This window comes from Pseudonocardia sp. ICBG162 (assembly GCF_020496225.1).
GTDB classification, from domain to species: Bacteria; Actinomycetota; Actinomycetes; order Mycobacteriales; family Pseudonocardiaceae; genus Pseudonocardia; species Pseudonocardia alni.
The window spans coordinates 1,142,675-1,155,709 of record NZ_JAHLJD010000031.1 but is presented as its reverse complement, the minus strand read 5'-3'; the positions used below and the strand labels follow the sequence as shown (position 1 = coordinate 1,155,709).

At 74.1% G+C, this 13,035-nt stretch carries 14 protein-coding genes; 10 read left to right on the top strand and 4 right to left on the bottom strand.

The genetic code is table 11. The features are described from left to right. Positions 1-79: 79 nt before the first annotated feature. The 8 genes from KPL60_RS30345 to KPL60_RS30310 all read left to right on the top strand — a co-directional run bounded on the left by KPL60_RS30345 (position 80) and on the right by KPL60_RS30310 (position 6,559). Positions 80-1,624, top strand: a complete 1,545-nt coding sequence (locus tag KPL60_RS30345; RefSeq protein WP_226367930.1) for an amidase — start codon at positions 80-82, stop codon at positions 1,622-1,624. Beyond that, positions 1,621-2,325: a nitrile hydratase subunit beta gene (gene nthB / locus KPL60_RS30340; RefSeq protein WP_226354251.1), complete on the top strand. Its 705-nt coding sequence runs from the start codon at positions 1,621-1,623 to the stop codon at positions 2,323-2,325. Before KPL60_RS30345 ends, nthB begins: the two co-directional genes overlap by 4 nt. A 3-nt stretch (positions 2,326-2,328) precedes the next feature. Then, complete coding sequence (gene nthA, locus KPL60_RS30335) at positions 2,329-2,961, top strand: nitrile hydratase subunit alpha (protein ID WP_226354250.1); 633 nt, start codon at positions 2,329-2,331, stop codon at positions 2,959-2,961. Next, the gene (locus KPL60_RS30330; RefSeq protein WP_062398650.1) at positions 2,958-3,365 is read left to right on the top strand and encodes a nitrile hydratase accessory protein; all 408 of its coding nucleotides are present in this window, start codon (positions 2,958-2,960) and stop codon (positions 3,363-3,365) included. Before nthA ends, KPL60_RS30330 begins: the two co-directional genes overlap by 4 nt. Positions 3,366-3,446: 81 nt before the next feature. Beyond that, positions 3,447-4,202 (top strand): nitrile hydratase subunit alpha, encoded by a 756-nt coding sequence (locus KPL60_RS30325; RefSeq protein ID WP_226367929.1) that lies wholly within the window; start codon positions 3,447-3,449, stop codon positions 4,200-4,202. Positions 4,203-4,286: 84 nt separating this feature from the next. Continuing rightward, on the top strand, positions 4,287-5,234 hold the full coding sequence (locus tag KPL60_RS30320; protein ID WP_226367928.1) for a manganese catalase family protein: 948 nt from the start codon (positions 4,287-4,289) through the stop codon (positions 5,232-5,234). A 255-nt stretch (positions 5,235-5,489) separates the two neighbouring features. Beyond that, positions 5,490-5,837, top strand: coding sequence for a hypothetical protein (locus KPL60_RS30315; RefSeq protein WP_208822832.1), 348 nt, complete (start codon positions 5,490-5,492; stop codon positions 5,835-5,837). Between the two features lie 326 nt (positions 5,838-6,163). After that, the gene (locus KPL60_RS30310; RefSeq protein ID WP_226367927.1) at positions 6,164-6,559 is read left to right on the top strand and encodes a hypothetical protein; all 396 of its coding nucleotides are present in this window, start codon (positions 6,164-6,166) and stop codon (positions 6,557-6,559) included. Between the two features lie 61 nt (positions 6,560-6,620). Here the strand turns inward: KPL60_RS30310 and KPL60_RS30305 are convergent, their stop codons facing one another. From KPL60_RS30305 to KPL60_RS30290, 4 genes are read right to left on the bottom strand one after another with little or no spacing between them, the layout of a single operon-like run. After that, entirely contained in the window at positions 6,621-7,046 is a 426-nt protein-coding gene (locus tag KPL60_RS30305; RefSeq protein WP_062403912.1) for an acyl-CoA thioesterase, read from the bottom strand. Positions 7,047-7,081: 35 nt separating this feature from the next. After that, positions 7,082-7,795: a S9 family peptidase gene (locus KPL60_RS30300; protein ID WP_226354245.1), complete on the bottom strand. Its 714-nt coding sequence runs from the start codon at positions 7,793-7,795 to the stop codon at positions 7,082-7,084. 20 nt (positions 7,796-7,815) lie between these two features. Then, on the bottom strand, positions 7,816-10,344 hold the full coding sequence (locus KPL60_RS30295; protein WP_226367926.1) for a cation-transporting P-type ATPase: 2,529 nt from the start codon (positions 10,342-10,344) through the stop codon (positions 7,816-7,818). A 15-nt stretch (positions 10,345-10,359) separates the two neighbouring features. Beyond that, positions 10,360-10,926: a Chromate resistance protein ChrB gene (locus KPL60_RS30290; protein ID WP_226367925.1), complete on the bottom strand. Its 567-nt coding sequence runs from the start codon at positions 10,924-10,926 to the stop codon at positions 10,360-10,362. Positions 10,927-11,012: 86 nt separating this feature from the next. On the opposite strand from KPL60_RS30290, the gene KPL60_RS30285 reads away from it, so the two are divergent. Together KPL60_RS30285 and KPL60_RS30280 are read left to right on the top strand one after the other, a co-directional pair. After that, positions 11,013-11,987 (top strand): aldo/keto reductase, encoded by a 975-nt coding sequence (locus tag KPL60_RS30285; RefSeq protein WP_226367924.1) that lies wholly within the window; start codon positions 11,013-11,015, stop codon positions 11,985-11,987. A gap of 107 nt (positions 11,988-12,094) precedes the next feature. Beyond that, complete coding sequence (locus KPL60_RS30280; protein ID WP_226367923.1) at positions 12,095-12,985, top strand: hypothetical protein; 891 nt, start codon at positions 12,095-12,097, stop codon at positions 12,983-12,985. Positions 12,986-13,035 lie beyond the last annotated feature (50 nt).

Here is a 13,035-nt window from a genome sequence, read left to right as displayed (position 1 = left end):
AATGCGTCTGTATTGATTGACATGAGCAGGCATGAACCCTAGCTTTCTCGCATCCCCCCGATGTGAGGAGCACCGCTCGATGGCGATTCCACCTCCCGACGCCGCCCGTCTGGCGGCCCTGAACGAGCACTACGCGTTCGGCCTGTCGGAGGCCGAGCTGGCCGAGTTCGGCCCGGCGGTGGCCGCGACGTTCGCGTCCTCGGAGCGGGTCGAGGAGCTCTACCGCGCCACCGCGCCGCAGGCACCGCAGCGGGAGTGGTCCGAGCCCGCGGACAACCCCCTGGGCGGCTGGTACGTCACCACCTCGGTGCCCGGCGCCGCGCAGGGCCCGCTGGCCGGGCGGACCGTGGCACTCAAGGACAACATCTCCCTGGCCGGGGTCCCGATGACCAACGGGTCGGCCACCGTCGAGGGGTTCGTCCCCTCCCGCGACGCCACGGTCGCGACCCGGCTGCTCGCCGCCGGGGCGACGATCACCGGTAAGGCGATGTGTGAGGACCTGTGCTTCTCCGGGGCCAGCTTCACCTCCCGGCCGTGGCCGGTGCGCAACCCCTGGGACCCGACCCGGGCCTCGGGCGGATCCTCCTCCGGGAGCGCGGCGCTGGTCGGGTCCGGCGCGGTCGACATGGCCGTGGGCGGTGACCAGGGCGGCTCGATCCGTATCCCGTCGGCGTTCTCGGGGACCGTGGGGCACAAGCCCACCCACGGGCTGGTCCCCTACACCGGGGCGTTCCCCATCGAGGCCACGATCGACCACCTCGGCCCGATCACCCGCACCGTGTCCGACGCCGCGCTGATGCTCGGGGTCCTGGCCGGGGTCGACGGGCTCGACGCCCGCCAGCCCACCACGCTGGACCCGGTCGACTACCTCGCCGCGCTCGAACAGTCCGCGGCCGGGTTGCGGGTCGGGATCGTCACCGAGGGCTTCGGCCGTCCGGAGAGCGACCCGGGTGTCGACGAGGCCGTGCGCGCCGCGATCACCACCCTGACCGGGGCCGGGCTGGTCGCCGAGGAGATCTCGATCCCCTGGCATCTGGACGGCATGGCGGTCTGGAACGTCATCGCCACCGAGGGCGCCGCGCACCAGATGGTCGACGGCAACGCCTACGGCATGAACTACCCCGGCCTCTACGACCCCGAGCTGATCGGCCACTACCACCGCCAGCGCCACGCCCGCGGGGCGGAGCTGTCCAAGACCGTCAAACTCGTCGGCCTGTCGGGTGGCTACACCTTCGGCCACGGCGGCGGCGCCTACTACGGGATGGCCCGCAACCTGGCCCTGGAACTGCGCGCGGCCTACGACCAGGCGCTGACCGGCTACGACGTGCTGGTCATGCCGACCCTGCCCTACACCGCACCCGAGCTGCTCGGCCTCGACGCCGACCTGGGCACCTACCTGCCCACCGCGCTGGGGATGGTCGGCAACTGCGCCCCGTTCGACGTGTCCGGGCACCCCGCCGCGAGTGTCCCCGCCGGGCTGGTCGACGGCCTACCGGCCGGGCTGATGATCGTCGGCCGGCGTTTCGACGACGCGACCGTGTTGCGGGTCGCGCACACCTTCGAGCAGGCCGTCGGCGGCTTCCCCGCTCCGCCGGCCCTCACCACCGTGGGAGGACAGAAGTGAACGGAGTCTTCGATCTCGGCGGCACCGACGGGTTGGGCAAGGTCGAGAACGACCACATGTCCGAGCCCGTGTTCCGCGCCGACTGGGAGAAGCGCGCCTTCTCCATGTTCGCGCAGAGCGCCCGCGCCGGGCTGTTCAACGTGGACCAGTTCCGGCACGGCATCGAGAAGATGGACCCTGCCGAGTACCTGATCTCGAACTACTACGAGCACTGGATGCACACGGTCGAGCACTACGCCGAGGCCGCGGGCGTGCTCGACCCGGCCGAGCTGGAGGCGCGGACCCAGCACTACCTGGAGAACCCCGACGCGCCGCTGCCCGAGCGGGAGACCGACACCGAGATCGTCGAGTTCGTCGACTGGGCGGTCACCAACGGGTTCCCGGCCCACCGCGAGTCGGACAAGGTCGCGCAGTTCTCCGTCGGCGACGAGGTCGTCATCTCCTCCGAGAGCCCGTACGGCCACACCCGCCGGGCCCGCTACATCCGCGGCCGCCGCGGCGTGATCAGCGCGGCCCACGGCACCTACCTCTACCCCGACACCGCCGGCAACGGGCTCGGCGACTGCCCCGAGCACCTCTACACCGTCCGCTTCGACGCCACCGAGCTGTGGGGCGCCGAGTACGCGGACCCGAACGGCGTCAACTACTTCGACGTGTGGGAGCCGTACCTCTCGCTCGTCCCCGCCACCCAGGGAGCCTGACCCATGACCGCGAAGCCCACCGACACCCCGCTCCGCACGCAGGAGGAGATCACCGCCCGGGTCAAGGCCCTGGAGTCGCTGCTGATCGAGAAGGGCGTGATGACCACCGCGGCGGTCGACCGTCTCGCCGAGGTCTACGAGAACGAGGTCGGCCCGCAGCTGGGCGCGAAGGTCGTCGCCAAGGCCTGGACCGACCCGGAGTTCAAGGCGCGCCTGCTGGAGGACGCCTCCGCGGCCTGCCGCGAGCTCGGGATCGGCGGCCTGCAGGGCGAGGAGATGGTCGCCGTCGAGAACACCGACGACGTCCACCACGTCATCGTCTGCACGCTGTGCTCGTGCTACCCGTGGCCGGTGCTCGGGCTGCCCCCGAACTGGTACAAGGCGCCGCCGTTCCGTGCCCGTATCGTGCGTGAGCCCCGGAAGGTGCTGGCCGAGGACTTCGACCTGCCGCTGCCCGACAGCGTCGAGATCCGGGTGTGGGACTCCAGCTCCGAGCTGCGCTACTGGGTGCTGCCGCAGCGCCCGGCCGGCAGCGAGCACCTCTCCGAGGACGAGCTGGCCGCGCTGGTCACCCGGGACTCGATGATCGGCGTCGGCAAGGCGAAGCCGGTCGTCACCCAGGCGGCCCGCGGATGAGCGCCGGGGTCCGGACGGACGCCACCGAGCTGGGTGACGCCCGCCGCCGGATCGAGAAGCTCGTCTGCGACATGCCCGGGGCGGACAAGCCGTTCACCGAGCCGTGGGAGCTGCGGGCCTTCGCCATGGCGGTCGCCGCGTACCACGAGGGCCACTACGAGTGGAGCGAGTTCCAGCTCTCCCTGGTCGAGGCGATCAAGGCCTGGGAGAACGGCGACGGCGGCGAGCCCTGGAGCTACTACCAGCACTGGCTGGACGCGCTCGAGCACACGCTCGCCGCGAGCGGGGCCCTGTCCGACTCCGTCGCGCTCGACGACCGCACCCGCCAGGTGCTGGCCACGCCGCGCAACGCGAACCACCACGAGGCACGACGCGAGCCGGTCGCGATCGACCCGGCCCGCTGAACGACGCGTGGGGGACCGGTCCGCGCTCCCCGCGGACCGGTCCCCCACGTCCTTCCCGACCCCCCGATCGGAGGCGGCACCGTGGACCTGCTCGTCAACCTGGCCGAACGCGCGGTGCTCCGGCACGGCCTCACCACCGCCGCCACGATCGACCGCTGGTACGACCACCACGCCGACGAGGTCGGCCCCCGCGCCGGTGCCCGTGCGGTCGCCCGGATCTGGACCGGCACCGGGCGGCCGGACACCGCGGACGCGGCCGGTGCCCGGCTCGGCCGCTGCGGGTGCGGCCGGGTCTGGCGTACCCACCGCGACACCCCCGGCGTCCGCAACGTGGTGCTCCCCGCCGCGACCGGGTGCAGCGGCTGGCCGGTGCTCGGGGTGTCCCCGAGCTGGTACCGGCCGCGCTCGGAGTACCTGCTCGACGTCGCGGGGCACACCGGCCCCGGGGTCCGCACCGCGATCTGGTCGGACTCGGCCCGCGTCCACCACCTGGTCGTCCCGGGGGCGCCGGCGCGGTGCACCGACGGCCCGGCCGACCTGGAGGGACGTGTCAGCCGGGCGGCGCTGCGGGGTCTCGACCCCGCCCCGTCCCCGGCGCCGCCGGACGCCCGGTGGGCCCGCGGCCTGCCCGGTTACGACCTCGACGAGCGGCTGCTCGACCGGCCGTGGCAGCTCCGCGCGGTCGCACTCGTCCTCGCCGTCGGGACCGACCGCCCGGACCTGCGCCCGCTGCTCGCCGCCGCGGTGGCCGCCGCGCCGTCGGCCGAGGTCTACGCCGCCTGGCCCGCTGCGGCCGTGCGGACAGTGCGTGGGTGTGGACCCACGGGGTCCGGGTAGGCCGGGGTCCGACGGCTTCAACCCCGCAGGCCGTGTCCACGACCCCGGAGGGGGTCGCGCCCCACAGCCCACGAGGTGTCACCCGTGTTCCTGCACGTCCAGCGACTGTTGAACGAGATCGTCCCCGACGAGCCCGACCCCGCCGCGGCGAATGCGCTGCAGGAGGGGCTGGGCGGCCAGTTCGGCGAGATGCGCACGATGATGCAGTACCTGTTCCAGAGCTTCAACTTCCGCGGTCCGGACGGGAAACCCTTCCGTGACCTGCTCTACGGCGTCGGCACCGAGGAGATCGGGCACGTCGAGCTGATCGCCACCACGATCGCCCGGCTCACCGACGGCTCGCCCCGCTACCGGGGCAGCGCGACCGACGACATGGACACGCCCGGCGCAGGCGGGGCGACCCCGCTGAGCGCGGCCCTGACCGAGGGCAACATCCACCACTACCTGGTGGGGGCCCAGGGGGCACTGCCGGTCGACGCGCAGGGCGACCCGTGGACGGGCAAGTACGTCTACGACAGCGGCAACCTGCCGCTCAACCTGCTCTACAACCTCATGCTCGAGTCGACCGGCCGGCTGCAGAAGTGCCGGCTCTACGAGATGACGGCGAACAAGACGGCGCGCTCGACGATCGCGTACCTGATCGTGCGCGACCAGGCCCACGAGAACGCCTACGCCAAGGCTCTCGAGGCGCTCGGGGTCAACTGGAACACGCTGCTGCCGATCCCGAAGACGAACGCCGAGAAGTTCCCCGAGGTGGCGACGCTGCTGGAGCAGGGTCTGCAGAGCAAGCAGTACACGTTCAGCCTCGACCAGCTCTCCGAGGCAGGGAAGCTCTACCGCGGGCCGTCGCCGTCGAACGACGGGACGACGCTGTCGACGGCGCAGGCGCCCGACGGCGTCCCGATGGACATCGCCGTCGAACGGCCTGAGGAGTTCGGACCGGGACTCGACCCGGAGCTGCTGGCGATGGTCCAGGCCGTCGCCGAGATGGAGGGCGACGAGCCCGCAGGTCAGTGGGGTCGCGTCGGCTGACGCACGTCCGGGCGGACGGGGCGGGACCGGACGCGGTTCCGCCCCGTCGTCGTGCGAAATCGCCGACTCGGCGACGAAACCATATCGTGTGAATATCTGACGCTCGGTGATTGTTCCCCACGATGGTGTTGTGAGGTTGATAGGCACCCTTTCCCGCCATTACGGTTCTTCTCAGCCGGTTCGGGCTCCCCCCTTTGTCGTCGGGCCGGCACGTGCCCGGATCCGAATGGATCCGTGACTCACCAGGAGAAGACTGTGCAGAAGAAGAAGGCCGGTTTCGTCGCCGCCGTGTCCGCCGTCGCCCTGATCGGCCTGTCGCCGCTGGCGTTCGCCGGCTCGGACAGCGTCATCGACAAGGACGCCAAGGGCCTCGTCGCGGGTGCCAACGGCAACAACGCCCAGGTCCCGGTCCAGGCGTGCAACAACAACGTGCCGGTCAACGTGCTGGGTGTCCAGGTTCCGGTCGAGGACGCCGCGGCGGGCAACGGCCTGACCGGTGCCGCCGGCATCGCGGGCAAGGGCAAGGCCGTGTCGGGCGACTCCACCACCGACCAGTCCGACACCTGCGGCCAGGAGGCCGGCGCGGGCGACTCGGTCAACTGACCGACTCCTCGTCGCTGACGTGCCCCGGGACCCTCGCGGTCCCGGGGCACGTCCGTGTCCGGGGCGGGGTCGCGTGGCCACCCGCCGTGGTCGTCGTCGCCGGTCCCGGTGCCGCTCCGGGCAGTTCGCCCCGATCGCATTCGACCCGATCGTGGGAGTATCCGAACGGAAAGTAATTCGGCCACCCGATGGTGGTAGAAGAATTGTTCGGGCTCTCCCGCGCAGCTAGATTCGCAGCCAGTCGGCACGGGCTCCCCCCTTTGTCAGCGTGCCGTCATGGAACGGGGCCTTCACCACGGCCCTGAGACCTCATCAGGAGAAGAACTGTGCTGAAGAAGGCCGGAATCATCGTCGCGGCGTCCGCCGCGTCCCTGCTCGCCGTCTCCCCGCTGGCCTTCGCCGGCGACTACGCGGGCGACTCCGCCAAGGACGGCAAGCACCACGGCAAGCACGAGTCGGGCCACATCGACAAGGACGCCAAGGGCCTGCTCGCGGGTGGCCTGAACGGCAACAACGTCAACGTGCCGATCCAGGTCTGCAACAACAACATCCCGGTCAACGTGCTGGGCGTGCAGGCCCCGATCGAGGACGCGAACCTGCTGAGCGGGATCACCGGCGCCCTCGGCCTGGGTGGCAAGGCCAAGGCCGTCTCCGGCGACTCGGCCACCGACCAGTCCGACAACTGCGGCCAGACCTCCGGCGCGGGCGACTCGGTCAACTGACCTTCCCGTACCTCGACGTGCCCCGGGACCGTGTGGTCCCGGGGCACCGTCGTGTCCGGGGTCAGCCGCCGTCCCGGCGTGCCTCGCGACGCCGGCGCGCCTCGTCCCGGCGACGGCGCTCGGTGTCGGTCGACGGGACCAGCTCCGGGACCGGGACCGGCCGCCGGTGCTCGTCCATCGCGACCATCGTGAAGTAGCAGCTGTTGGCGTGCCGCTGGGTCCGCTCGGTGATGTTCTCCGTGGTGACCCGGATGCCGATCTCCATCGAGCTGCGCCCGGTGTCGTTCACCGACGCCTGGAACGTCACGAGCTCGCCGATGTAGATCGGTTCGCGGAAGCGGACCCGGTCCACCGAGAGCGTCACGACGTAGGTCCCGGCCCAGCGGCTCGCGCAGGAGAACGCGACCTGGTCGAGCAGCTTCAGGATCGCGCCGCCGTGGACGTTGCCGGAGAAGTTGGCCATGTCCGGCGTCATCAGCACGGTCATCGTGAGCTGGTGGCGGGGCAGGCCGCCGGGCGCGGTCACGTCGCCGCCGCCAGGATCTCCCGGGTCACCGTCTCCCAGGCCGCCGACAGCGGGTCGACCACCGCGAAGTGGTCGCAGCCGGGCAGCTCGACCAGCCGCACCGACGGGTGCCGGCCGGCGTAGGAGCGCGAGACGCCCAGCGGGACGCGGTCGTCGGCGTCGCCGTGGACGATCGTCACCGGCCCGGGCGGGGTCGGGCCCGCCGCCGGGTCCAGGTCGGTGCGCCCGGCCGCCGGGCCGCCGAGGTAGGCGCGGACCGCGCCGTCGCCGAGGTTCTCCGCGTCGGCCAGCGCCAGGTCCGCGACCGGGGCGAGCGGCACCGTCGCCCGCACCAGCGACGGCTCGACGGCCGCGGCGTGCAGCACGAGGTGCCCGCCCGCGGAGTGCCCCACCGCGACGACCGGACCGGCGACGGCGCGGGCGGCCCGCAGACCGGCGAGCACGTCGGCGACCGTCGCGTCCGGGTCGCCGGGCACCCGGCGGTACTCCAGCGAGGCCACCGGCAGCCCCAGCGCGTTCAGGGCGGCCGCCATCGACCGCAGGTGCGTCCGGTCGATCGGGGGCCGCCAGAACCCGCCGTGCACCAGCACGACCAGCGGGCGGCCGGGCCCGCCGTCCGGCCACAGGTCCATGACCTGGTCGGGGTCGTCGCCGACGGCGACGGTGCGGGGCGGCTCGGGAGCCGGGCGGGACAGGACCGATCCGTTCACGACCGGTGGTCTAGCACGGATCACCCCGCCGGGCGCCCCGTGGCGGCCCGCCGTCGCCCGGCCTTGCGCAGCTCCAGCACCGCGACGGCGGCCACCGGCACCAGCACCGCCGCCGTCCACTGCGGACCGGTCAGCGGGGTGAGCCGCAGCGTCTCCCGCAGCACCGGCACCGTCGTGACCACCCACACCGCCACGGCGGTCACCACCGTCCACCACGGCAGGAACCGGTTCGCGAACAGCCCCGCCCGCAGCACCGGCGTCCGCTCGGTGCGCATCACCCAGGCCAGCGCCAGGTGCCCGGACAGCCAGCCCACGAACGCGACGGTCTGCGAGGCGGTGACCAGGTACAGCCCGCCGACGGCGACGAACAGCGCCGCCGCCCCCGCGGCGAGGTCGCCGAGCAGGGCCCGGTCCAGGAAGCGTGCGCCCGGGTCGCGCGGCGGGCGGGTCATGGCGTCGCGCTCGGCGGGTTCGGCGGCGAAGGTCGCGCTGCCCGCGATGTCCATGAACATCTCCAGCACCACGATCTGGATCGGGGTGAACGGCACGGCCATCCCGGTGAGCACCCCGGCGGCGACGGTCGCGACCAGCCCGGCCTTGCAGGCCAGGTAGTAGGCGACGCCCTTGCGCAGGTTCCCGTGCAGCGTGCGGCCCTCGTGCAGGGCCCGGGTGAGGGTGGAGACGTCGTCGTCGGCCAGGACCAGCCCGGCCGCCTCGCGGGCCACGTCGGTGCCCGACGAGCCCATGGCCACGCCGACGTCGGCCCGGGCGAGCGCGGGGGCGTCGTTCACGCCGTCCCCGGTCACCGCCACCACCTCCCCGCCGACCTGCAGCGCGGTGACCAGGCGCAGCTTGTGCGCGGGCGTGACCCGGGCGAACACCGGCGTCGACGCGACGGCGGCGGCCAGCGTCGCGTCGTCGAGACCGTCGAGATCGCGGCCGGTCAGCACCGGGTCGGGGTCGATCCCGACCTCCGCGGCGACGGCCCGGGCGCAGGCGGGGTGGTCGCCGGTCACCATCACCACCCGCACCCCGGCCCGCCGCGCGGCGGCGACGGCCTCGGCGGCGCCCGGGCGCGGCGGGTCGGACAGCGCCACGAGCCCGGCGAGAACGAGGTCGCGCTCGGCGTCGCCGACCGTCGCCGGGACCTGCGACGCCGGCCTGCTCGCCACGGCGATCACCCGCAGGCCGCGGGCGGCGAGCGCGGCGACCCGGCCCGCGGTCTCCGGCGACGGCGCCGCGCAGCGGGCCAGGACCGACTCCGGCGAGCCGGTGGTCACCACCGTGGCGGTGCCGGACGCGCCGGCGGGCAGGACGACCGTCATCGTCTCCCGGCCGGGGTCGAACGGGAACCGGGCGACCGGCTCGGTGGGCGTCGGCAGGCCCCGGTCGCGGGCCGCGACCAGGAACGCGACGTCGGTCGGGTCGCCGGACCAGCCGCCGTCGGGCTCGGGGGCGGTCTCGGTGCAGGCCGCGCCGAGGCCGAGCAGGGTGTCGTCGTCGACGCCCGGGGCCGGTTCGACCCGCGCGACGGCCATCCGGTTGCGGGTCAGCGTGCCGGTCTTGTCGGTGGCGAGCACCGTCACCAGCCCGAGGGCCTCCGCCGCGCGCAGCCGCCGGACCAGCCCGCGCCGCCGCGACAGCCGGTGCGCGCCGAGCCCGAGCACCAGGCTGACGATGATCGGCAGCTCCTCCGGGACCGTCGCGAAGGCCAGGGTGAGCCCGGTCAGCACCATCTCCCGCCACGGCCGCCCGGTCAGCACCCCGACCAGCGGGACGAGCACGCTGAACGCGATCGCCAGTGTCGCGAGGCTGCCGGCGAGCTCGCGCATGGCCTGCTGGAGCGCGGTCCGGGGCGGCCGCGCGGCGACGACGAGCCCGGTCAGCGTGCCCAGCTCGGTGGCCGTCCCCGTCGCGACGACGACGCCGCGGGCCCGCCCGGCGACGACCGTCGTCCCGGCGAACACCAGGTTCGCCCGCTCGGCCAGCGCGGTGTCGCCGGACAGCACCCGGGCGGCGTCCTTGGGGGCGGCGACGGGTTCCCCGGTGAGGGTCGACTCGTCGACGCGCAGCCCCCAGGTCTCGACCAGGCGCAGGTCGGCGGGCACCCGCGAGCCCGCCGCCAGCGGTACGAGGTCGCCAGGCACGACGTCGTCGACCCCGACCGAGACGGTGCTCCCGTCGCGCACCACCGGCGTCGTCGGGGCGGTGAGCTCGCCGAGCGAGGCGATGACCGACTTCGCGCGGAACTCGGCGAACACCTCGACCCCGACGACCGCCGCGATGATCACGACGACGGCGACGGTGTCGTCGAGCCGCCCCCAGACGCCGTAGAGCACCGCGATCGCCGCGAGCAGCAGCATCATCGGCTCGGTGACCTCGTCGGCCAGCACCCGCAGGAAGGTGACCCGGCGCGGGACGATCCACCGGTTGGGACCGTGCCGCCCCCGCCGCGCCGCGGCCTCGGCGCCGGTGAGGCCCCGCAGTGCGTCCGTACCGAGGTCGTCGACCACGGCCGCGCCGGTCGCGGTGTGCGCCCCGCTGCTCACGGGCTGCTCACGGGCTCAGTCCGTACGCGGTGGCAGGTCGGGGGCCACGCCCTCGGCGCGGTAGACGGCGGCGGTGAACGCGTCGAGCGCGCGCCGGCAGCGGTCGAGCAGGGCCTCGGCGTCCTTGCCACGCTCGTCGGGGAAGAAGTCCCGGGACGAGATCGTCGCCAGCCAGCGGGTGAGCCGCTCCAGGTCCTGCTCGTTCTCCTCCAGCTCGGCGAAGGAGTAGTTGTCCCGGGCGGACTCCTTCTCCAGCTCCGCCAGCAGCGCGTCGCCGCGCTCGGTGAACTCGGCGAACTCCTTGCCGCGCTCGGCGCGGATCCGGGCGACGATGCCGTCGTCGCTGCTCCCGGCGGCGACGTCGAGCGCGAACGCGGTCCCGCCGGACTCGCGGACGTAGGTCGCGAGCCCTTCCAGGAACGTGCGGTGCTCCTCGGTCGCCGGCAGCACCCAGGCGCCGTTCTGCAGGCCGACCGCGCCCGCGGCGCGGGCCCGGCGCCACAGCGTGACCCGGGGGCTCGAGGGGGAGGCGGGCAGCTGCGCGAGCAGCAGGACCCAGCCACCGGACGGCGCGTCGGTCATGCCCGGGGACGGTACCGGCCGGCACCGGCATGCAACAGGTGTTTCGTCGGGTGCGGCGCCGGCGCCCGGTGCGGCAGGCTGGGGCCATGCCCGCCCCCGCCCACCGTCTCGGCCTCGGCCTGGCCGCCATCGCCCGCCCCGCCTACATCACCTCCGGCCGCGCCGACGAGCTCGGCGACGACCGCGACGTCGCGACCCTGCGCGACCGCTCCCGCGCCCTGCTCGACGCCGCGTACGCCGCGGGCGTCCGCTACCTCGACGTCGCCCGCTCCTACGGCCGCGCCGAGGAGTTCCTCGCCGGCTGGCTCGCCGACCGGCCCGGGGTCACCGGCGGCGCGGACCCCGTCGAGATCGGCTCGAAGTGGGGCTACCGCTACGTGGGCGGGTGGCGGACCGACGCCGGCACCCACGAGGTCAAGGACCACTCGCTCGACGCCTTCACCGAGCAGTACGCGCTGAGCCACGAGCTGCTCGGCGACCACCTCGGGACCTACCACGTGCACTCCGCGACGCTCGACACCGGCGTCCTCGACGACGGGCGCGTCCACCGCGCGATGGCCCACCTGCGCGACCGGGGGATCCGGGTCGGCATCTCCACCTCCGGCCCCGCCCAGGCCGACGCGGTGCGCCGGGCGCTGGACGTCCGGGTGGACGGCGAGCCGCTGTTCACCTCGTTCCAGAGCACCTGGAACCCGCTCGAACCCTCGGTGGGCCCGGCGCTGGCCGAGGCCGCCGACGCCGGGGCCCGGGTGATCGTGAAGGAGGTGTTCGCGAACGGCAGGCTCGCGCCGGGCGGGGAGGACGGCACCGAGGGCGCCCGCGCGGCCGCGGCGCTGGCCGCGCGGACCGGGATCGGGCTGGACCGGATCGCCGTCGCCGCGGCGCTGGCGAACCCGTGGGCGTGGCGGGTGCTGCTCGGCCCGGTCGGGACCGACCAGCTCGCGTCGAACCTCGCGGGCGCGGAGCTCACGCTGCCCGCGGACGCGGCCGAGGAGCTCACTGCGCTGGCCGAACCGGCCGAGCGCTACTGGGCCACCCGCTCCGCGCGCCCCTGGAGCTGACCCCGCGTTTCCCGGCGGACATACGCTCGTTTACCTTCCAGCCACCTTGCGGTCCCGCCGACGTCGCCCGCCGATGCCGCCCGGCCGCGTGGTGAGGAGGAGGGGACATGACCGCCCAGGACCATCTCGCCCAGGGCCACGGCGCCCAGGGCCGCGGCGCGCACAGCGCCGACGACGACCCGGCCACGGTCGTCATCCCGCGCTACACCGAGGACGCCGGGGCCGGTCCGCGGCCCGCGGCGGCGCCCGGGGCCGCGAGCCCGGCCCGCGCGGAGCCGTCGCCCGAGGCCCAGGCCGCCGCGCCCGGCGCACCGCACCTGGCGCTGCTGCGTCGCGGGCCGGTCGTCGGCACCGCCGCCGCGATCGTCGCCGTGCTGGCGCTGGCCCACTACGGCGCCGCCGTCTACGGCATCGGGCGGCCGGGCTTCGAGATCCCGGCCCCGATCCGGCTGGGCACCGAGCTGAACATCTCGACCTGGTTCAGCTCGGCGATGCACCTGACCAACGCGGCGCTGCTCGCGCTGATCGCGGCGAACTCGGTGCGCCGCGAGCGGTGGCGCTGGATCCTGCTCAGCCTGTCCTGCGCGGTCGTCGCGATGGACGAGACCGCGGCCAACCACGAGCAGGTCGGCTGGATCATCCACACCACGTTCGGCACGAGCGGCTTCCTGACCTACGCCTGGATCATCCCGGCCGTGGTGCTCGTCGCCGTCGTCGCGGCGCTGTGCCTGCCGATGGTGCTGCGCCGGCCGGGGGCCTGGCTCGTCGTCGCCGGGGCGGCGGTGTTCCTGCTCGGCGCGGTCGGGCTGGAGTCGGCCGGTGGGGCCCTGTTCGAGCAGACCGGTGACGTGCAGTCCTTCGCCTACAACGTCCTGGCCGGCACCGAGGAGACCTTCGAGATGGTCGGTCTGGTCGTCGCGATGGCCGGGGTGCTCCGCATGGCGGGCGGCAGCGGCCTGCGGATCGCCGGCGCCGGGTTCGTCGACCGGTCCCGCTGACCCACCCGCACACGACGACGGGGCCCCGGTGATCCGGGGCCCCGTCGTCG

Coding starts and splice junctions, on each gene's coding strand:
- KPL60_RS30345 (WP_226367930.1), top strand. CDS start 80: ATGGCGATTCCACCTCCCGACGCCGCCCGTCTGGCGGCCCTGAACGAG.
- nthA (WP_226354250.1), top strand. CDS start 2,329: ATGACCGCGAAGCCCACCGACACCCCGCTCCGCACGCAGGAGGAGATC.
- KPL60_RS30330 (WP_062398650.1), top strand. CDS start 2,958: ATGAGCGCCGGGGTCCGGACGGACGCCACCGAGCTGGGTGACGCCCGC.
- KPL60_RS30305 (WP_062403912.1), bottom strand. CDS start 7,046: ATGACCGTGCTGATGACGCCGGACATGGCCAACTTCTCCGGCAACGTC.
- KPL60_RS30290 (WP_226367925.1), bottom strand. CDS start 10,926: ATGACCGACGCGCCGTCCGGTGGCTGGGTCCTGCTGCTCGCGCAGCTG.
- KPL60_RS30285 (WP_226367924.1), top strand. CDS start 11,013: ATGCCCGCCCCCGCCCACCGTCTCGGCCTCGGCCTGGCCGCCATCGCC.
- KPL60_RS30280 (WP_226367923.1), top strand. CDS start 12,095: ATGACCGCCCAGGACCATCTCGCCCAGGGCCACGGCGCCCAGGGCCGC.